The organism is Oceanobacillus damuensis, from assembly GCF_001618145.1.
Lineage (GTDB): Bacteria > Bacillota > Bacilli > Bacillales > Amphibacillaceae > Oceanobacillus > Oceanobacillus damuensis.
The window spans coordinates 1-17403 of record NZ_KV392044.1; the positions used below are offsets into that span (position 1 = coordinate 1).

Consider the following 17403-nt stretch of genomic DNA (forward strand, 5'->3'; position numbering starts at 1 on the left):
AAGAAGAAGAAGAAGAAGAAGATAAAGAAAAAGATATTAAATACATTCGTGATTTATTCAATCACTATGTATCTAAAAATGTTATTCGTCATCAAAAATTAACTGACCCTATGCGAAGATCAATTAAATCTAGATTAAAAGATTACAGTTTTGATGATATTAAAAAAGCAATGGATAACTATGCATCTGTTTATCACAGCGATACACACTGGTTCACTCATAGATACCCTTTAGCTGATTTTATGAGGGACAAGGATATCAGAAAGTTTCTCGATGAAGCTGATCCGTTAACTAATTTTATGAGAAAGAGTAATGGAAAAGAACCAAAAGTTGCTCTAAATAACTATGATCCCACAAAAGACAGATTTTAGGGGGTGTGATATTGGAATCAATCAAAGATGTATTAGGTAAATCTTTTCCGTTAGAGCTCGTTGGTGAAAAAGAATGCGATAAATGCGGAACTGTTTATAAACTCTTTAATACTCCCAGAGGGGTAATGGGTGGTTGTAAACCCTGCGCTGATGAACAGTTGAAAAGAGATCTTAATCTTCCGACTCCAAAAGAATATGAAAAAAGTAAAAAGCAAAATTTTATATTGAGTTTTGAACGAACCTCCGATGATTTAAAAAAAGTTACGGTTAATTCTTACAAACCCAGCAAAGATTACGAATCTCAATTCAAGGCAAAACAAGCAGCAATTAAATTTGTAAAAGAATTTGACGGTAAACAGTCTTTAGCATTCAGCGGATCCCCTGGACTTGGAAAAAGTCATTTGTCCTATGCAATATCGAAAGCCGTACGAAGCAATGGTTTCAATACTCTATTTATTAAAGTTACTGACCTCTTTGAACATATCAGGAGCACCTATAATAATTTTTCAAAAGTTTCGGAAGAGCAAATATTTAGGATGATTAGCGATTTGGATTTGTTGGTTTTAGATGATATCGGTTCTGAGTATGTAAAAGCAAATGAGACAGGGCACGAAACTTGGGCATCAGATGTGTTGTATAAAGTGTTTGACTTGCGTTTACACAAATCAATAGTGTGCACCACGAATTATTCAGAAGGTGAATTAATCAAAAAATACGGTAACAATGGTCCACGAATTATTGACCGAATGATGGATAATGCAATCGGGATAAGACTGGACGGTGAAAGTTATCGAAGAAAGGAGAGGTTTTAAGTGGTGAATGGCATGAAATCCGTTATGGTATTCGATCCAAAAGATTCAGATGAACAAACAGCAACTAAATTCGCTAACTGGATGCGAGATAACAAAAGCGCAGTCGGCGACAAGGCAGTAATGACAGCTACAGAAACCCGGGAGTATCTCAGAAAGCGTGATGCGATGTGAATACTCAATCAGCATCTATACCGTTTCTACCTGAAGGCGACTATGAATTTATATTTGAGGATTTGGAGTTAGTCTTTCCGAAGGGTCAGCTGGCAAATATAACACTTCTCTGGAATAACGGAACGGATATAACAGCAATCGCAGATAAATACGAACGGGATCCACTGGAAATATTTTTGGCACTGATACATCTGGCGAGCAAAAAGAAGCTGAAAAAGGCATTTAATAATCCATCTACATTATTGGTTCCGGGTAAAGAGCAACTGAAACGGGGTGCTAGAAAATGAAGTTACAAAAGCCTTGGAAAATGAGTGAAATAAACTTCATAAAAGAAAATTGTGGAATTATTGGATTTGATGAAATGGCCAAAAATCTAAACAGGAGTCATGGATCGTTAAGAAGCAAAATTCATCTTCTGGGTATTAGTTCCAGGTGCCCTGTTGAATATGCGATTTATAAAGGTGACAGATTAATTGTCTCGGGAACAGCGGAAGAATGCGCTAAAGAAATGAAAGTCACTCAAAAATATATTAGATGGCTAGCGTCACCATCCGGGGTTAAGCGAGTATCTGGAAGGAAGAACCCAGAAAAAGCTACTGTAGCTGTCAGGTTATCACAGGAATCTGAGTAGGCATTGGTTGGTTAGTGGAGAGTTGATAGAAATTTCGAAGTAAAGGAGGGAATAATTTGACACATATGGAGATAGATAAATTAGTTGCTTCTAAAGTTCTAGGAATAGAAATCAAATACGGCAACATTGTTCGTGATGGGAAAAGAAGTGGGATACCGAGTTATAGCCGAAGTATTGAACAAGCTTGGAAAGTAGTAGAAAGCCTTAGAAACTATCGTCAATTTACCCTGAGTGATTGTATAGATGAGAACAATAAATTGGTATATTACGTTAATTTCCAATATAACGACACTCATCATGTGGTAAATTATGAAGCTTATTCTAATTCTGTAGCAATGGCAATTTGCTTGGCTGCCTTAAAGTCTGTAGGCGTAGAAATTTAATGCACAGTCCGAATAAAATCCGAAATACCGGGAGGGAAACCATGTCAAACCAACAATATTGGGGAATATGCAGAGGTAATGGTCAGGACGTGAAGATTGTGAGAGTTTATACCAATTATGACGCCGCAATCGAAGAATCAGTAATGTATACGCTGGAAACCGCAGTATCGCACTTTGTGCAAGAAGTATTTTTAAAGGAGGAAAATAATGAATCTAAATGAACTAACTACAAATATCGAGCGGTGGGCAATTGATAGAGGATTAGATACAGCTGATTCTAGCAAACAATTAAATAAATTGGGTGAGGAATTTGGAGAGTTATGCAGCGGAATAAATAAAAGGGATAGCACAAAAACGATTGACGCAATCGGTGATATGTATGTCGTATTGACAATCTTAGCCATGCAACAGGATACGGACATTAAAGAATGTATCGAATATGCATACAACGAAATAAAAGATCGAAAAGGAGAAATGGTTAATGGGCTGTTTGTAAAAGAATCTGATTTGAAGGAGGTCAAACCTTGGGAATCTTAAACGAAAAAGTTAGCGATCGCAGAAATGAATTAATTCGTGAGCTGAAAAAGATGGGCATCGTGACTACAAGCGCGGGAATGTCGTTGGAAAGTGTTTCGCTGGCAGATTTGGAGTGGATGAACATTAAAGTTCAGAATGATGCTGCAAGAGCATACGGGGAGAAGTGATGGAATGACACTTACAACTGCATTGATTTACTTAATATCCATACTGAGTACCACCTTTATTGCTTATCTAATGTTAAAGGAGTGATTAATTGAAGCATATTAGACGTTGGTTTAAATGTAGAATCAGGGGTATTCATCGTTTTAATATCTATACAGGCAGGTGTACAGTTTGTGGAAAAAGACGAGGTGAGAAATTAAGTGATTAAAGAACTGAATCAAGCCCGGAAATTTCTTAATACAGTTTATGGCATGGACGATAAGGACAAAAGGGCACTGGATGAAGCAAAAACAATCTTAGCAAAAACTATTAGCTATGTTGGTGAATTGGAAAAACAGAATAAGGAGTTACGTCAATATGTGGGGAGGAATATATCATGAAAAATGTTTGTGTAGAGTGCAAAGACTCAACGGAAAACCACGAAAACATTTGCGATAAATGCTTTAAGGAAAAATTACTAGCAAGCTAGGAGGTAACCTATGGAGCTGAAAGAAAACATTTATTATGTAACTCCGGAAGGAATGGCATTTGATAAGGAAACCTACGATAAGTCGTTATTGATAGTGTCTGATGCGTGGGAAACGATTAAAGAATCTCTTACTAATGCTCTCCAAGCAATGAAGGAGAGTTTCGAAAGAATTTTTGAAAGGATTGAATACCTTAGACAACAAGAACACGAAACAAGACATATACGTCACACCTGGAACGTCCCGAAAAACACATGCAGAGACAGTCAGGTAATGAACAAAAAACCACTAGTAACACATATTAGATCGAATTTGTAGGAGGTCATCAGGTGGATAAGACAGCAGAAATTAAATTGGATGAGGATGCGGTTTATGTAGTAAAAAACTTTAAGCTAACAAAGCTTACAGCCAAAGAGCATGGCCAAGATTTGATTGTATGGAAAAATGGTCAGGTATTAGATATTGACAGAAGTCAAAGGGTGAGAGTGGACGGGCAGGAAGTTATTTGATAGAAAATGCGAAGTGAAAGGAGATGCAAAATGAAACAATATTCAAATGGAATTACCAAAAAAAATAAACTTATGCAATTTCTTTGTAGACATAAAAACATTGGGTCATATACACAACAATCACAATTTCAAATTATTTCTGGAGAAACAGTTCTCCATATTTGTAAGGATTGCGGAAAGATGACAGGCAAACAATTTTTAGAATATGAAGGTATGGGATTTAAATAAGTAATGTCGCATTTCGAATAGAAAATGAATTGGTATTGATAATTGATGGAGCATTAGCTTAAAAAACAGGAGGGTTTCAGAATGGACTACATGATTGATTTAAACGAATTTGCAGAAGGCGCACTTGCAGCAAAGGTCAATACAGAGCTTGAAAAAGTATTAGAAAACATTGCGGATCCTAATACGGACCCAAAAAAGAACAGGACTATCACTATCTCTATCAAAATTCACGGGGATGAGAAGAGAGATGTGCTCAACACTAGCGTTTCTACCAAGTCCAGTCTTGTTGCAATGAAAGAAGTTGAAACCAAGCTCATGATGGGTGCGGATAAACAAGGAAACATCATTGGTAAAGAGTTGCGGTCAGGTGTTAAGGGTCAAATGTTTCTGGATCCAGAAGGTGACGTTTCCCAGGATGATGGCGAAAAGGTTCTTAGTTTTAGAAATCAAACAAAATAATAAAATGGAGGAATGAAAAATGATTAGAGAAGCATTGCAGTATATTGTTAGTTTGGGAGTAGCAGAGATTCATGTAGAAAATGGCCAAAGTTATTCAGATAAGAAATTACACCTGTTGGAAGAGCCAACTGCAGCACCTTTCAAAGTTCATACTTTGTCCGGATTGGTAGATTACTTGAAATCATCAGATCTTGATAGTAAGGATCCAAAGATTGTTCATGTCGTTAGCCCGACAGAAGTCCGTGTTGAGTCATATCTAAATGCAGATAAGGAAAGAGACTATTTCCTCCAAGCTGATGCATTGATTCCGAACTTCCGTTTCGATAACTGGTACAGCACAGAAGAATTTAACATCAAACTGCAGTCATGCTTCGTAAAAAATGATGATCGCGACATCATGCTGAAAGTGGTTGGAAATATAACAGAGGACCAGGTTAAAACGGTTAGTGATGATGGAGTATCTCAAGCGGTCGTTGCGAAAGTTGGAGTTGCTTCTGTTGGAAATGTCGAAGTACCTAACCCTGTTGAACTGGCACCATATCGCACATTCGTCGAAGTGGTACAACCGGAAAGTGATTTTGTTTTCCGGATGCAATCTGGACCTCGATGTGCGATGTTTGAAGCTGATGGCGGCGCTTGGAAAAATGAAGCGATTGAAAACATAAAGGAATATCTTAGTGCAGCGCTAAAAGAAGAAATTGAAAAAGACGATATTACAATCATTGCATAAATAATTAATGGCCCGTTTCGGCGAGTCAATTACAAAAAAAGAGTTGATTAAAATTTATATTAGTCCTTACGGAAGAACCGACGGACATCATTCAAGCTAATGCTTGTTTGATGTCCTTTTACTTTGGGGAGGGGTCGGAATTATGCAATTGACATTTAAATTACCGGAAATAGATCGGGAAGCCACACGCTCTGCGGTTGAGTCGGAATTAGAAAAGTATAAAATGTTTTTACTTATGGATCCAGAGGATAATGAGCCTAATATAACTTCGTCATTTAAATTAGTACCATCTGCACCGAGTAATCAATTCCACTCCAGTACCGAAGATGCAGCATTAAATAAAATAGACCAGGAAATAAAGAGGAAAGAATTTATTTCAAGGGTACAAAGAGCGGTCAATCGATTAGCTTATCAAGAACGCTCCATCATAGTTAGTCGATATCTAAAAGAAGAAGAAATATTCGATTATGAGGTATACAATGAATTGGGATTTAGTGAAAGAAAGTATTACAGAATCAAGGCAAGGGCTTTTTATAAGCTCGCCTTTATATTGCGTATCGAGGTATATCAGGAAGAAATCGAAGCATGTTAAAAAAGTGGCAGACAAATGGCAGAATTAAAGCAGAGCATATCAAGAAAAATAAGTTATTATGGTAGTAATAGGAAATGGAAAAAAGCACTCGTCATAAAGATGGGTGTTTTTTAATATTCCTCTCAATAAGCAAGAAGGTGAAGGGCAATGAACTTTGTACAGCCTATCAGAGACCCAGATGTTATCAAAGGAATAAAACAATATTTAAAACTTCGCAGCATAAGAAATTACTTGTTTTTTTGCCTGGGTATATATAGCGGTCTGCGGGTAAGTGATCTATTGAGTATCAAAGTTGGTATGGTTAAAGGTTCCCATGTCAGCATCATCGAACAAAAAAGAAAGAAACCAAAGAAGTTTCTCATTCATCCGTCAATTAGAGATGATTTAGATGGATTCATTGCTGGCAAAAATGATGATGAGTTTTTATTTAAAAGTAGGCAAGCAAAAACGAAGAGTAAATTAAAAGGTCAGCCCATTGACAGAAGCACAGCTTATAAAATGTTAAATGATGTAGCTAAAGAGTTTGGATTAGTGGATATCGGTACTCATACCATGAGAAAAACGTATGGATATCATTTATACATGAAGAATAAAACGAACATAGCGTTACTAATGCAAATGTTTAACCACAACGATGAATCGACTACTTTAAGATATATTGGTGTCACTCAAGAAATGATGGATGAAGAAACCAAAAGGCTTCCTTACTGATTAAGTGCAACATAAAGTATGTTTGTTTTTCAGTGATAATTTAGATAGAGAGATTGTAAAGATTTATCAACAGAATTACATTACTCAATAAGTGCAACAGAATATAGATTATGGTTCACCCTATTACCAGTATTTAGGAGAATATAGCAAATTAATGAACACCTGAAAATGGTGTTTTTTCTATGGTCAGAAATAAAATTATGCCGTTCTTAAATTACTATTTTTATAAAATGTGAAAACAAACTCAAATAAGTAAAAATAAGCTTGGAGGTGAGGTGTTTATGAGTTGGGTAGACCTATAAGTCCAAACAGACTAAAAGCCCTTAAAATGTGGCTAAATAGCAATCGTGAGATGAAGCCAAAAGAGATTGCTGAAGAGTTAGGAATTAGTTCAAGTCAAGTTAGAAAATGGAAAAGTGTTGACAGATGGGATGATATTCCAGACACTCCAAGAAAAAGAGGTGCACCTTATCGGAATAAAAATGCGGTAGGTAATAAAGGCGGTGGTGCTCCTGAAGGCAATGAAAATGCTGTTAAACATGGTTTATTCCGTAAGTGGTTACCAGATGATGACGAATTAATTGAAATATATGATGCAGCACGAGATGGAATGAGTATGCTAGATATTTTGTACGAAGAAATCCTCATTAGTTTTACCAACATTATTCGAGCTCAAAAAATAATGTACGTAAAGGACCAGAATGATATGACAAAAGAGGTTAAAAAATCTAAGTCATATGAAAGTGATAAAGATTCATCCGAAGAGATTGAATATGAGATTCAATTTGCTTGGGATAAACAAGCTAAAGCGTTAACTTCTCAAGCTGCCGCAATGAGAAGTTTAAGCAACAAGATAAAACAGTATGAGGAAATGATTCGTACGTTACCTCCTGAAGAAGTAAAGGAAGAGCATCGATTGAGAGTGGAGAAAATGAAAGCAGACATAAAAGCAGTAGAAGCAAAGGCGTGGTAATAATGGCTAAACATGCAGTATTACACAATTTCTATACATCTAATAAGTGGGTTACATTTAGACTCAACTTAATAGCAGAGCGAAAAAACATATGTAATCGTTGTGGCGAGAGGATTGCCAAATCAAAAGACATTATAGGACACCATAAAATAGAATTAACTCCCGAGAATGTACATGATTATAGCATTAGTTTAAATCCAGACTTGGTTGAGTTAGTGTGCTTTGACTGTCACAACAAAGAACATAGACGTTTCGGTTATCAAGGTATGAAAGAAGTTTACCTGGTATATGGTCCACCTTTAAGTGGGAAGACAACTTTTGTCCAGCAACAAATGGGGCGTGGTGATCTAGTTGTTGATATGGATAGATTATATGCTGCAGTAACTATGCTACCAAGCTATGATAAGCCGGATAATCTTTATTCAAACGTGGTGCAGGTACAGAATACTTTACTGGATAATATCAAGACGCGATATGGTAAGTGGCACAATGCATGGGTTATTGGTGGTTATGCAGATAAGTATAAGCGTGAGAGGTTAGCTGATGACTTAGGTGCAGAGTTAATCTTCTGTGATGTGAGTAAGGATGTATGTGTCAGCAGATTAGAACAGGATGAGGATAGACAGTACAGGAAGGACGAGTGGATTAAGTATATTGATAAGTGGTTTGGAACTTATACTAATTAAAGGGGAGATAACAATTGACTAAATTTGTTAACCAAGAGACGTTAGAAGAAGCTCAAACATTGATTGATTATTTACAAACATTAGATTGTTTACTAGAGAAAGCCAATACTATGTCTGTATTCCATGATGATCTAATTGATAGTATTAATCGTACGAAAGAAAGAATAGAAGTGATAATGATTGGCGAACAAGTACAAACGGAATTTGAAAAGTGGAAGAATGGTATAGAAATTCAACTGGAACACCCCCCGGATTAATCAAAAAATTAAACCCCCAGGGTACCGAAGGGGGGACACAATTTACACACACGGCTAAAATTTTGAAATCGCTTGGAGGTTTTTGAAACATGTCTAAAAAGGCGGTTTATCAAAAAGAAAAAGAAAAATTGACCGAAATATTTAAAGATGTCGAGGAATCTAAAAGGAAGTTAGTTGAAGGATTGATTGAGGATGCTTGTTTCTTAAAATCCGAGAACTATGATCTGAAAGTAATTTTAGTTGAGATTGGCATGGTTAACATTCATCCGAAAAATAAACAACTCCAAAAACCGGTAGAGGCTGCAAGGCAGTATCTTAAAAACGTAAATAGCTATGCAGTTATCATTAAAACCTTGAACAGTGTATTGAGTAAAAACATTCTGGAAGATGATGATGATTTGGATGAGTTTGTATGATCTCGTTTGAATCACCTAATGTATTAGCAAGGCCCATATATGAATACAACGGCACTCATTCTTTCTTGCTTGAGTATATTGATAAATGTAAAAAAGGCGAAATCATCATTGGCCAAGAATTACTGATGCAGCTGGATGTATTAATCACATACTTTGATGATCCAGAAATAAAAATAGAATTTGAAGATGCACATAAAAGAATAAAATTTATTGAAACACAATGTAAACATTTCGAGGCTCCTTTCTCAGGGAAGCCTTTTTTATTGGAATTATTTCAAAAGGCATTTGTTGAAGCTATTTATATTTTTAAAATTTATGATGATGAGATAGGTAGGCATGTTCGATTACATCAAGATGTATTGTTCCTAGTAGCCAGAAAAAACGGAAAAACACCGTTCATATCAGCTATTTGTTTAGCAGAGTGGTTTTGTGGTGAGATGGGTACAAGAATTTTATGTTCCAGCAATGACTATGAACAAGCTGATCTCATGTTTCAGGCAATTAATTCTATGCGTGAGGAAAGTAAAACTTTATCGAAATACACACGTAGCAATATTAAAGGAATTTTCTTTGGAAATCCTAAGAAGCCGAAAAAACGTGGGAAATTCAGTTATCAAAACAAAGGGCAGATTAAGAAAATATCTGCTAAAACCGGTGCCAAAGAAGGTAAAAATATTAAAATTGGTGCAGTTGATGAGGTGCACGAGCTTCCGGATAATACTTCTATTATGCCTATCCGGCAAGCAGTATCAACACAAGATGAGCCATTATACATTGAATTAACAACAGAAGGTGTGGTTAATGATGGATACTTGGATGACAGGTTGAAAGAAGCTAGACAAGTATTACATGGTGAATTAGAAAGACCTCGCTGGTTAATTTGGATGTACACACAGGATAGCGAAAAAGAGATTTGGCAAAATGAAGACTCCTGGTATAAATCAAATCCAGGCATGGGTGTTATCAAGAAGAGAAGTTTCTTAAAAAAAATGATTGAAGAAGCAAAAACAAGTAAGTCTATGCGTGTATTTGTTATGTCAAAAGACTTCAATGAAAAACAGAATAACGCAACAGCTTGGTTAACTCCTGAAGATATTAAAAATGAAGAAGAATTTGATATTGAGAGTTTCCGAAACTGTTTTGCTATAGGTAGTGTCGATTTATCAAAAACAGGTGACCTAGCAAGCGCACGTGTTATTATGATGGATCCCGAAACACAGAAAAAACATATGTTGCAAAAATACTTTATCCCTGAATCCAAACTAGAAACTTTATCTAGAGAAGACCTTGAAAAGTTCAAAAAATGGATAAAAGAAGGGTATGTTGAAGTATCACCAGGTAATGAAAATGACTTTAGCCTTGTTACTGCATGGTTTGTAAAACTTTATAAAGAATACAGTATTCGGCCATACAAGGTTGGTTATGATAAGTGGTCTGCGATTTATTGGGTAAAAGAAATGGAAGAATACGGATTTGAATGTGTTCGAGTTTCTCAAGAATATGGCAGCATGAGCGAACCTATGAAGCTGGTAGAAGCGGATCTTAAAAGTAATATGATTATTTATAACAATAATCCAGTTGATAAATACTGTTTAGAAAATACAGCACTAGAAATGAATTCAAAAATGGAAATGCGCCCTGTAAAAGTGCAAGGAAAAGATCATATGAAAATAGATGGGGCTGTCACCATGATTATCGGTTATAAAGTTTATATTGATAATCGTAATGAGTTTATGCAGCTGATTAGGAGGTAGTCAGTTTTGAAGAAAAAAAAGTTTAAAGTCCTCAGTAAGATTAATTTATTCATAGATGATTTTTCTCTCTTGATTGGAATGTGGCTTATATCATTCGGGGTATTTAAAATCTATGTACCTGCTGGATATATTGTTTCCGGAATTTTCTTTATAATATTCGCCTTTTTTTATGTGCAAACCAAAGAAGGTGATGACGGTTGATATTAAAGAATTTACTTAGGCAACATTCATCAAATAAACAAATGCAACAAGCGAAAATGTTGGATGGTTATAGCCCAATTTTTTCCCAGTTTGGCCAGAATGTATATGCTTCAGATGTTGTTCAAATGTGTATTGACATTATTGCAACTGAAATATCAAAGTTAAAACCAAAACATATTAGGACAGATCCAGATGGAATGCAAGCGACTGTTAACGGTAGTTTCAACAGGCTATTTAAATTCGCCCCAAATGAACTGATGACAACCAGAGATTTTTTGGAGAAAGTTATTTGGGTGCTTTTTTTGAATTATAACGCTTTTATCTATCCAATGTATGAAATAAAAAAAGATGATAAAGGAATTAGAAGGAAAGAGTATACTGGATTTTACCCATTAAATCCAACAGGAGTTACGTTTTTCGAAGACACAACTGGTGCTCTTTTCATAGAAATGCAGTTTTCAAGCGGAGAAAAATTTATACTCAGGTATTCAGATGTAATCCATTTAAGAAAAAGGTTTTCGAAAAATGAAATAATGGGTGGCGGTATCGATGGACAGCCAGATAATGATTCATTGTTAAAAGTTATTCAAATAAATGATTCATTGCTGCAAGGATTAGAAAAAGGGGTCAAGTCAAGTTTATCTATTCGGGGGATTATAAAATACAACTCTTTGCTGGACGATGAAAAACAACAAGCTGAAAGAGAAAAATTTGAGGCATCGATTAAGAGTGCTGAATCCGGTGTTCTTCCAATGGATATGAAATCTGAATACAAAGATATAAAACCCGATCCAAAACTAGTAGACAAAGACACTTTAGAATTTCTAGATAAAAAAATACTTTACAATTATGGAATTTCAATGCCAATCTTGTCAGGTGACTTTAATGATGAGCAGTACCAAAGTTTTTATGAAAAGTCCTTAGAACCTATCGTCATTGGACTATCACAGGCGTTTTCTAAGACGTTATTCACGATAAGACAACAAGATCATGGTAATGAAATTGTATTTTTTCAAAAAGATATGATGTATTTGAGTACACAGGCCAAACTGGATTTATTGAAGACAGCCGGTGAACAAGGATTGTTAACAGATAATCAAAAACTAGCTATATTAGGATATCCTCCTATTCCAGATGGCGATAAAAGAACGGTATCGCTTAATTATATCGATGTTAGTCTTGTTAATTCATATCAGATGGGTAAATCGAAAAATACACAAGGAGGTCAGGGTAATGAGTAAAACTAAATTACCAAATAAAAATCATCCAGTGAAGCGTAATTTTGGACTTATGGATATTCGGGCAATCGACAGTGACGAAGATGGAACCTATATTGAAGGTCATCCAGCGATTTATGATCAAATGACTAACATTGGTGGTTGGTTCAATGAAGTAATTGAAAGAGGAGCATTTGATAGTTGTGATTTTGATGATGTGCTATTTAGCGTTAATCACGATTTAAGGAAGATACCACTTGCAAGGAGTAGACGTAATAACGGTAATTCCACAATGCAATTACAAACAAATGAAAAAGGTCTGCACATTCGGGCAAGTCTTGATGTAGATAACAATAGCGAAGCAAAATCGCTTCATAGTGCAGTAAAAAGAGGAGACATCGATGGGATGTCTTTTATTTTTTATGTGGATGAAGAAAAGTGGGAAGACATGGAAAGTGAGACTCCTACACGACGCATCCAAAAAATTAAGAAAGTGATTGAAGTTAGTGCAGTCAATTTCCCTGCTTACGAGGGAACTGACATAAATGCTCGTGACCAAGATGTGTTGGATAACGCAAAAAGAGCATTGGAGAATGCTCGGTCTCAGTTGGATAACTCGAAAAGCGAGCTCGAATTACTGCAATTAAGACATCAAATTTTATTAAAAATGGAGGAAAGATGACATGAAAGATAAACTATTAAAAATGCTTAAACAAAAGGAAGAACGTAAAAAAGAATTAGGGGATAAAGGTAATAGAACTGAATCTGTTGAAGAATTGCGAAGCATTAACGCCGAACTGGAAATACTAAATGCGGAAATTGCTGAGCTTCGTAGCATGATAGATGAATTGCCAGATGAAAATGATGAAGGAGAAGGACGCGGAGCGGATCTTGATGATCCAGAACAACGTAATAAACCAAATGGCGGGATTAACATCTTAGGTGCATATGGTTTAGGAAATGGCCAAGGTCAGCAACAAAACCAACGTTCTGCAGATAAATACGATACACCAGAATATCGCGAAGCTTTTATGAACTATGTCACAAAAGGTGAGAAGTCTGATAATCTAGAATTTCGTGCTGACGCTACAACTGGTACTGGTGATGTTGGAGCGGTTATTCCTACAACAATTCTTAATCGCATTGTTGAAAAATTAAAAGATTATGGACGTATTTATGCTCGTATTACTAAAACTGCTATGCAAGGCGGAGTAGAAATCCCAATTGCTAATGCAAAACCAACGGCAACTTGGGTGGCAGCAGGTACTTTGTCAGACAAACAGAAAAAATCTGTTGCAGGCAATATTTCTTTCTCTTATCACAAGCTACAATGCCGAGTAGCAGTTGAATTAGTGGCAGGTACTGTGGCAATGCCTGTTTTTGAACAAACTGTTTCAGATAATATCTACGAAGCTATGATTATAGCTATTGAAGAAGCTGTTATCAATGGAACTGGAGAAGGACAACCATTAGGAATCGTCAATGATACTAATATTCCAGCTGAACATATTGTAGAAGTAGAGGCTGCTGACTTTGCTCAATATGGCACTTGGACTGAAATTTATGGAAAGGTCCCTAGAAAATATCGTAATGGGGCTGTGTTAATTATGTCAGATACTGATTGGAGCAAATATATTGCTGGTATGGTAGATGCAAACGGACAACCAGTAGCGCGTGTTACATTCGGATTAAATGGTGTTCAGGAAGAGAGGTTAATTGGACGGGAAGTAATCGCTGTAGAAGACTATCTTCCATCCATCGATGATGCATTAGAGGGAGACGTAGTCGGTATTATCGTTAAACTTCCAGATTACATGTTTAATAGTAATATGCAAATGACTTTCAAACGCTATTTCAATGAGGATACAGACGAATGGATTAGCAAATCTACTTTAATCGCAGATGGGAAATTAGCGGATCGTAATGGAGTAGTTTTAATTAAGAAAGCACCTGAAGCCGTATAAAGGTCGTGATTAAATGACGACAGATGAATTAGTAGTTGAATGTAAAAAAGGATTGAATATCGCTGTCGATAATACTGAATTGGATGGAATTTTAAAACAAAAAATCATAGCTGTTAAATCTTTTTTGAAAAACGGCGGTGTAAGCGAAGAAGTGATGGCAACCGATGACGCAATAGGAGTTATCGTTGTTGGGGTAACCGATTTATGGGAATTAAAAGCAGGGGAAGTTAAATTCTCCCCTGTTTTTTTTACATTAGCTACTCAGTTAGCATCGGGGTGATTTCATGCGACGAGATAAGATGATTTATTTAGTATCTGAAGAAAAATCCGGTAAGAATGAGTATGGTGATCCGATTACAATACCAGGACAAAAAAGAAAGATTTTCGCAACTAAGAAATCTATAACTAGAAATGAATTTTATCAAGCTGCAGTAACAGATTTCAGACCAGAATTGTCTTTTATAATTTGGCAACATGAGTATAAAGGCGAACCGAATATTAAGTTTGAAGAAAAAACGTACAACATCATTAGAACCTATGAAACTGATGAAAAAGAACTTGAATTAGTTTGCCAAGGCTTATCAAATGGTTAAGGAAAGGGTGATTTTATGGAGGCAGAAGTAATTAAAAATTTTACTGATAAGAATCGAAACAGAGCTTATCAAGTAGGGCATATTTATCAGCACTCGGAATTAAAGCGTATTAATGAATTAGAAGAAAAAGGGTTCATTAAGAAAAAGCCAACTGCTAAAAAAGCTATTTCAAAAAATACAAAGTTGAATTCCAAGATGATTGAAAAAAGCAGTGATGAATAATGGCTCTTCCTAAAGCAACGAAAATCACAAAAAATGGTGTGGAAGTTATATCAAAAGTAGATAGAGCACAATATACAATTCAAGAATTAAGCCGTGCTGCATTGTTAGATACTGGTCGATTGCTTAGACGAAGGATGTTGCCAAAGGCTAAAAAGCAACCAGGTATGCGCAGATCGAAGCGACCTCTGGGAGCATATCAATATTGGTGTAGGAAAAGGGAAACGGATTTATTAATTGGATCCAAACACGGAACATGGTATGGTTCCGAACAAGAACTTGGTTCAAATCGTCAACCTAAAAGATCAATTATAAAAGGTACAGTGATGGAAAACCTTGCTGATATCAGAAAAATACAAGCACAGTATCTGTCTGCAGTAGAAAACGAAAGCAGGGCATCAGGTCTTATTAAACCGAACGAGGAGGGTGGCAATGACAGAAGTAATTCGTGAGCTTGAAATAAGAAAAGTAATCGAAAATTTGTTAATAGATGTTGCCCCTCGTTTATTTTACGAAAAAGCAGCAAAGGATACACCATATCCATATGCGGTTTATGAAATATCTGATTCAATCGATGATGGAAGCCTAGAGGATATGGAATTAGAAGTTAACGGATGGGATAAACCATCTAATGGTTCATCTATTGAATTAGCAACACTAATGGGAAACATAGACAATAAATTGCACCGTTCCATAAATAATTCGAATGGTGTTTTTTTTAGTATTTACCGAGAAAATCGAAGGGCCATTCGTGATCCAGACGAAAGCATTAGAAGGCGTCAAATGACTTATCAAATACGATTAATGGGAGTGGGTATGTAATGCCAATTCAAAGACCAGCAGTTCCGAGTCCAGAAAAGGTTAAATTAGGTGAAGGCGTTCTAGTATTTAATTTTAATCCTGATGATTGGGACGACCCAAACACTATTGCATTCGGGGCAACTCGTGGTGGTGGAAATTACAATGTAGAGCCAACAAACGTCCCTATTCGATTTGACGGAGACCGTGGGGAACATACAAAAGGGTTGAAGCGAAAAACAGAATGGGTTATTCAAATTACAGCTAATGCATTGGAGCTAGATCTAGATTTAATGAAAAAAGTGTTACCAGGTACCATTGAGGAAGTAACAGACGATTTAGAAAATGTTATTTATAAAAAGTTCAGGCCTAACATTGATTACAAGCTATCAGATTACGTTGACAATCTTGCTTATATTACTAAAACTCATGCAGGAAATACAGTAGCTTATGTGATAGAAAATGTATTAGGGGATGGCGCTTTAAATGTTGCTTTTGAAGATAAAAGTGAAATTGTTCCTGAGACAACATTTACAGCCCATTTCGACCCTGACAATATGGATGAGGTACCAACCTACACAATCGAATATGAAATGGAACCCGTGGCGTAAGAGTAGCTAAATAGCTACTCTTTTTTATTTATAAAAGGAGGCAATAAGGATGGAATTATCTAATGAACAAGTATTTGATATGTTACCACACGCTGTTGATATATATGACAACTTAGATTTTGATTCGTATCGTAAAAAGCTAAAAGATGAGTATGACAAAAAAAGAAAGAATGGTAAGAAGATAGATCCAGTTGATGCAAGTGTGGATGCAGTCAAATATATATTGAAAAATTCTAAGAACGTTAAAAATGAAATTTTTAATATAATCGCCATTGCAGAAAATAAATCTTTTGAGGAAGTTAGAAAGCAATCATTCTTAAAAACAATAGCTACATTCAAATCAATCTTCACCAATGAAGAATTAGTATCTTTTTTCAAGAGTCCTATGCAGTAGGAGGATATGGTAAAACACTACAGCTACTGCATAGGCATTATGATTTTTCATTCGTAAAGACATTAAGCTTAAATAATATAACGCGTTTATTAAGTGAAGCGGATAATGAAACCCAAAAACAAAAATCTTGGGAATTGTGGTTAAGCAAATATCCCCATATGGATAAAGAAAATTTTGTTGATTTTGAAGAATTTCACAAAAAATTAACAACGCCTATTGTTATAAAACCTGCTAATAAGTCTATTGAGGATAGATATAAAGACTTAAAGCCAGGAGGTGAGTAATAGTTGACTAAAACAGTTATTCCGTATGATGGAATGCCACAAGAGGAAGAAGAACATGTAGTCCATGAAGAGATTAATGAAGATGAAATGATTGCATTCATCCTTATTCAAAATAAAGATAGAGAACTTACCTATAACGATGTTAAAGCGATTTTAAAGGCTGAAACCACTTATCTTCATAACAATGGTTTCATAGACATGCCGGAAAGTTGAAGGTGATCCTAACATCTCCGATCTATCGGTTAAATAGTATGCCTTTATCAGAAAGAA

General features: G+C 35.8%; 35 protein-coding genes. All 35 read left to right on the top strand.

Translation table 11 applies throughout. The features are described 5' to 3' along the window. A partial coding sequence (locus A4245_RS20305; RefSeq protein ID WP_199860639.1) for a hypothetical protein occupies positions 1 to 371 on the top strand: 371 nt, incomplete at its 5' end. A gap of 11 nt (positions 372 to 382) precedes the next feature. After that, positions 383 to 1183: an ATP-binding protein gene (locus A4245_RS02375; protein ID WP_067725321.1), complete on the top strand. Its 801-nt coding sequence runs from the start codon at positions 383 to 385 to the stop codon at positions 1181 to 1183. Then, on the top strand, positions 1184 to 1354 hold the full coding sequence (locus A4245_RS20310; RefSeq protein WP_199860640.1) for a hypothetical protein: 171 nt from the start codon (positions 1184 to 1186) through the stop codon (positions 1352 to 1354). Beyond that, positions 1351 to 1641: a hypothetical protein gene (locus A4245_RS02380; protein WP_067725323.1), complete on the top strand. Its 291-nt coding sequence runs from the start codon at positions 1351 to 1353 to the stop codon at positions 1639 to 1641. Before A4245_RS20310 ends, A4245_RS02380 begins: the two co-directional genes overlap by 4 nt. Continuing rightward, positions 1638 to 1985 carry a hypothetical protein gene (locus tag A4245_RS20510; protein ID WP_234402330.1) on the top strand — a complete coding sequence of 116 codons (348 nt, stop codon included), beginning with the start codon at positions 1638 to 1640 and terminating at the stop codon, positions 1983 to 1985. Before A4245_RS02380 ends, A4245_RS20510 begins: the two co-directional genes overlap by 4 nt. Before the next feature lie 65 nt (positions 1986 to 2050). Further along, positions 2051 to 2368 (top strand): BC1872 family protein, encoded by a 318-nt coding sequence (locus A4245_RS02390; protein ID WP_234402336.1) that lies wholly within the window; start codon positions 2051 to 2053, stop codon positions 2366 to 2368. Positions 2369 to 2409: 41 nt separating this feature from the next. Further along, the gene (locus A4245_RS02395; RefSeq protein WP_067725327.1) at positions 2410 to 2589 is read left to right on the top strand and encodes a hypothetical protein; all 180 of its coding nucleotides are present in this window, start codon (positions 2410 to 2412) and stop codon (positions 2587 to 2589) included. Next, on the top strand, positions 2576 to 2905 hold the full coding sequence (locus tag A4245_RS02400; protein ID WP_067725329.1) for a MazG-like family protein: 330 nt from the start codon (positions 2576 to 2578) through the stop codon (positions 2903 to 2905). The genes A4245_RS02395 and A4245_RS02400 overlap by 14 nt, the downstream gene beginning before the upstream one ends. Continuing rightward, the gene (locus tag A4245_RS02405; RefSeq protein WP_067725331.1) at positions 2893 to 3072 is read left to right on the top strand and encodes a hypothetical protein; all 180 of its coding nucleotides are present in this window, start codon (positions 2893 to 2895) and stop codon (positions 3070 to 3072) included. Before A4245_RS02400 ends, A4245_RS02405 begins: the two co-directional genes overlap by 13 nt. A gap of 198 nt (positions 3073 to 3270) precedes the next feature. After that, complete coding sequence (locus tag A4245_RS02410; protein ID WP_067725333.1) at positions 3271 to 3450, top strand: hypothetical protein; 180 nt, start codon at positions 3271 to 3273, stop codon at positions 3448 to 3450. A gap of 99 nt (positions 3451 to 3549) precedes the next feature. After that, positions 3550 to 3855, top strand: coding sequence for a hypothetical protein (locus tag A4245_RS02415; RefSeq protein WP_067725335.1), 306 nt, complete (start codon positions 3550 to 3552; stop codon positions 3853 to 3855). An 11-nt stretch (positions 3856 to 3866) separates the two neighbouring features. Continuing rightward, positions 3867 to 4046 (top strand): hypothetical protein, encoded by a 180-nt coding sequence (locus tag A4245_RS02420; protein ID WP_067725337.1) that lies wholly within the window; start codon positions 3867 to 3869, stop codon positions 4044 to 4046. A gap of 30 nt (positions 4047 to 4076) precedes the next feature. Further along, entirely contained in the window at positions 4077 to 4274 is a 198-nt protein-coding gene (locus A4245_RS02425; RefSeq protein ID WP_067725339.1) for a hypothetical protein, read from the top strand. A gap of 81 nt (positions 4275 to 4355) precedes the next feature. Further along, a complete protein-coding gene (locus A4245_RS02430) occupies positions 4356 to 4733 on the top strand; it encodes a replication terminator protein (RefSeq protein WP_234402331.1) in 378 nt (125 codons plus the stop codon). A 19-nt stretch (positions 4734 to 4752) separates the two neighbouring features. Next, positions 4753 to 5463 (top strand): hypothetical protein, encoded by a 711-nt coding sequence (locus A4245_RS02435; RefSeq protein WP_067725341.1) that lies wholly within the window; start codon positions 4753 to 4755, stop codon positions 5461 to 5463. A gap of 142 nt (positions 5464 to 5605) precedes the next feature. Beyond that, complete coding sequence (locus tag A4245_RS02440) at positions 5606 to 6055, top strand: ArpU family phage packaging/lysis transcriptional regulator (protein ID WP_067725343.1); 450 nt, start codon at positions 5606 to 5608, stop codon at positions 6053 to 6055. Positions 6056 to 6202: 147 nt separating this feature from the next. After that, on the top strand, positions 6203 to 6766 hold the full coding sequence (locus A4245_RS02445; RefSeq protein ID WP_067725345.1) for a tyrosine-type recombinase/integrase: 564 nt from the start codon (positions 6203 to 6205) through the stop codon (positions 6764 to 6766). Between the two features lie 286 nt (positions 6767 to 7052). Beyond that, positions 7053 to 7739: a phage terminase small subunit gene (gene terS, locus A4245_RS02450; protein WP_067725347.1), complete on the top strand. Its 687-nt coding sequence runs from the start codon at positions 7053 to 7055 to the stop codon at positions 7737 to 7739. A 2-nt stretch (positions 7740 to 7741) separates the two neighbouring features. Further along, a complete protein-coding gene (locus tag A4245_RS02455; RefSeq protein ID WP_067725349.1) occupies positions 7742 to 8425 on the top strand; it encodes an HNH endonuclease in 684 nt (227 codons plus the stop codon). A gap of 14 nt (positions 8426 to 8439) precedes the next feature. Further along, a complete protein-coding gene (locus A4245_RS02460; protein ID WP_067725350.1) occupies positions 8440 to 8682 on the top strand; it encodes a hypothetical protein in 243 nt (80 codons plus the stop codon). Positions 8683 to 8771: 89 nt separating this feature from the next. Then, positions 8772 to 9098 (top strand): hypothetical protein, encoded by a 327-nt coding sequence (locus A4245_RS02465; RefSeq protein ID WP_067725352.1) that lies wholly within the window; start codon positions 8772 to 8774, stop codon positions 9096 to 9098. Continuing rightward, the gene (locus A4245_RS02470; RefSeq protein ID WP_067725354.1) at positions 9095 to 10852 is read left to right on the top strand and encodes a terminase large subunit; all 1758 of its coding nucleotides are present in this window, start codon (positions 9095 to 9097) and stop codon (positions 10850 to 10852) included. Before A4245_RS02465 ends, A4245_RS02470 begins: the two co-directional genes overlap by 4 nt. A gap of 6 nt (positions 10853 to 10858) precedes the next feature. Beyond that, positions 10859 to 11053, top strand: coding sequence for a hypothetical protein (locus tag A4245_RS02475; RefSeq protein ID WP_067725356.1), 195 nt, complete (start codon positions 10859 to 10861; stop codon positions 11051 to 11053). Continuing rightward, positions 11050 to 12294 (top strand): phage portal protein, encoded by a 1245-nt coding sequence (locus A4245_RS02480; RefSeq protein ID WP_067725358.1) that lies wholly within the window; start codon positions 11050 to 11052, stop codon positions 12292 to 12294. Before A4245_RS02475 ends, A4245_RS02480 begins: the two co-directional genes overlap by 4 nt. After that, the gene (locus A4245_RS02485) at positions 12287 to 12952 is read left to right on the top strand and encodes an HK97 family phage prohead protease (RefSeq protein WP_067725360.1); all 666 of its coding nucleotides are present in this window, start codon (positions 12287 to 12289) and stop codon (positions 12950 to 12952) included. Before A4245_RS02480 ends, A4245_RS02485 begins: the two co-directional genes overlap by 8 nt. A 1-nt stretch (position 12953) precedes the next feature. After that, a complete protein-coding gene (locus A4245_RS02490; protein ID WP_067725361.1) occupies positions 12954 to 14234 on the top strand; it encodes a phage major capsid protein in 1281 nt (426 codons plus the stop codon). 13 nt (positions 14235 to 14247) lie between these two features. Further along, a complete protein-coding gene (locus A4245_RS02495) occupies positions 14248 to 14514 on the top strand; it encodes a hypothetical protein (RefSeq protein WP_067725363.1) in 267 nt (88 codons plus the stop codon). 4 nt (positions 14515 to 14518) lie between these two features. After that, entirely contained in the window at positions 14519 to 14827 is a 309-nt protein-coding gene (locus tag A4245_RS02500) for a phage head closure protein (RefSeq protein ID WP_067725365.1), read from the top strand. 15 nt (positions 14828 to 14842) lie between these two features. After that, positions 14843 to 15049: a hypothetical protein gene (locus A4245_RS02505; protein WP_067725367.1), complete on the top strand. Its 207-nt coding sequence runs from the start codon at positions 14843 to 14845 to the stop codon at positions 15047 to 15049. After that, positions 15049 to 15498: a hypothetical protein gene (locus tag A4245_RS02510; RefSeq protein ID WP_067725369.1), complete on the top strand. Its 450-nt coding sequence runs from the start codon at positions 15049 to 15051 to the stop codon at positions 15496 to 15498. The genes A4245_RS02505 and A4245_RS02510 overlap by 1 nt, the downstream gene beginning before the upstream one ends. Then, entirely contained in the window at positions 15479 to 15868 is a 390-nt protein-coding gene (locus tag A4245_RS02515) for a hypothetical protein (RefSeq protein ID WP_067725371.1), read from the top strand. The genes A4245_RS02510 and A4245_RS02515 overlap by 20 nt, the downstream gene beginning before the upstream one ends. Next, positions 15868 to 16455, top strand: a complete 588-nt coding sequence (locus A4245_RS02520; RefSeq protein WP_067725372.1) for a hypothetical protein — start codon at positions 15868 to 15870, stop codon at positions 16453 to 16455. Before A4245_RS02515 ends, A4245_RS02520 begins: the two co-directional genes overlap by 1 nt. Before the next feature lie 49 nt (positions 16456 to 16504). Continuing rightward, positions 16505 to 16849: a hypothetical protein gene (locus tag A4245_RS02525; protein ID WP_067725373.1), complete on the top strand. Its 345-nt coding sequence runs from the start codon at positions 16505 to 16507 to the stop codon at positions 16847 to 16849. A 158-nt stretch (positions 16850 to 17007) separates the two neighbouring features. Beyond that, on the top strand, positions 17008 to 17133 hold the full coding sequence (locus A4245_RS20740; protein ID WP_267886890.1) for a hypothetical protein: 126 nt from the start codon (positions 17008 to 17010) through the stop codon (positions 17131 to 17133). Positions 17134 to 17136: 3 nt separating this feature from the next. Next, entirely contained in the window at positions 17137 to 17346 is a 210-nt protein-coding gene (locus tag A4245_RS02530; protein WP_067725374.1) for a hypothetical protein, read from the top strand. Positions 17347 to 17403 lie beyond the last annotated feature (57 nt).

Coding starts and splice junctions, on each gene's coding strand:
- A4245_RS02520 (WP_067725372.1), top strand. CDS start 15,868: ATGCCAATTCAAAGACCAGCAGTTCCGAGTCCAGAAAAGGTTAAATTA.
- A4245_RS02435 (WP_067725341.1), top strand. CDS start 4,753: ATGATTAGAGAAGCATTGCAGTATATTGTTAGTTTGGGAGTAGCAGAG.
- A4245_RS02400 (WP_067725329.1), top strand. CDS start 2,576: ATGAATCTAAATGAACTAACTACAAATATCGAGCGGTGGGCAATTGAT.
- A4245_RS02470 (WP_067725354.1), top strand. CDS start 9,095: ATGATCTCGTTTGAATCACCTAATGTATTAGCAAGGCCCATATATGAA.
- A4245_RS02395 (WP_067725327.1), top strand. CDS start 2,410: ATGTCAAACCAACAATATTGGGGAATATGCAGAGGTAATGGTCAGGAC.
- A4245_RS02415 (WP_067725335.1), top strand. CDS start 3,550: ATGGAGCTGAAAGAAAACATTTATTATGTAACTCCGGAAGGAATGGCA.
- A4245_RS02500 (WP_067725365.1), top strand. CDS start 14,519: ATGCGACGAGATAAGATGATTTATTTAGTATCTGAAGAAAAATCCGGT.
- A4245_RS02390 (WP_234402336.1), top strand. CDS start 2,051: ATGGAGATAGATAAATTAGTTGCTTCTAAAGTTCTAGGAATAGAAATC.
- A4245_RS02505 (WP_067725367.1), top strand. CDS start 14,843: ATGGAGGCAGAAGTAATTAAAAATTTTACTGATAAGAATCGAAACAGA.
- A4245_RS02425 (WP_067725339.1), top strand. CDS start 4,077: ATGAAACAATATTCAAATGGAATTACCAAAAAAAATAAACTTATGCAA.
- A4245_RS02490 (WP_067725361.1), top strand. CDS start 12,954: ATGAAAGATAAACTATTAAAAATGCTTAAACAAAAGGAAGAACGTAAA.
- A4245_RS02495 (WP_067725363.1), top strand. CDS start 14,248: ATGACGACAGATGAATTAGTAGTTGAATGTAAAAAAGGATTGAATATC.
- A4245_RS02485 (WP_067725360.1), top strand. CDS start 12,287: ATGAGTAAAACTAAATTACCAAATAAAAATCATCCAGTGAAGCGTAAT.
- A4245_RS02440 (WP_067725343.1), top strand. CDS start 5,606: ATGCAATTGACATTTAAATTACCGGAAATAGATCGGGAAGCCACACGC.
- A4245_RS02455 (WP_067725349.1), top strand. CDS start 7,742: ATGGCTAAACATGCAGTATTACACAATTTCTATACATCTAATAAGTGG.
- A4245_RS02430 (WP_234402331.1), top strand. CDS start 4,356: ATGGACTACATGATTGATTTAAACGAATTTGCAGAAGGCGCACTTGCA.
- A4245_RS20510 (WP_234402330.1), top strand. CDS start 1,638: ATGAAGTTACAAAAGCCTTGGAAAATGAGTGAAATAAACTTCATAAAA.
- A4245_RS02465 (WP_067725352.1), top strand. CDS start 8,772: ATGTCTAAAAAGGCGGTTTATCAAAAAGAAAAAGAAAAATTGACCGAA.
- A4245_RS02510 (WP_067725369.1), top strand. CDS start 15,049: ATGGCTCTTCCTAAAGCAACGAAAATCACAAAAAATGGTGTGGAAGTT.
- A4245_RS20740 (WP_267886890.1), top strand. CDS start 17,008: ATGGATAAAGAAAATTTTGTTGATTTTGAAGAATTTCACAAAAAATTA.
- A4245_RS02525 (WP_067725373.1), top strand. CDS start 16,505: ATGGAATTATCTAATGAACAAGTATTTGATATGTTACCACACGCTGTT.
- A4245_RS02515 (WP_067725371.1), top strand. CDS start 15,479: ATGACAGAAGTAATTCGTGAGCTTGAAATAAGAAAAGTAATCGAAAAT.
- A4245_RS02445 (WP_067725345.1), top strand. CDS start 6,203: ATGAACTTTGTACAGCCTATCAGAGACCCAGATGTTATCAAAGGAATA.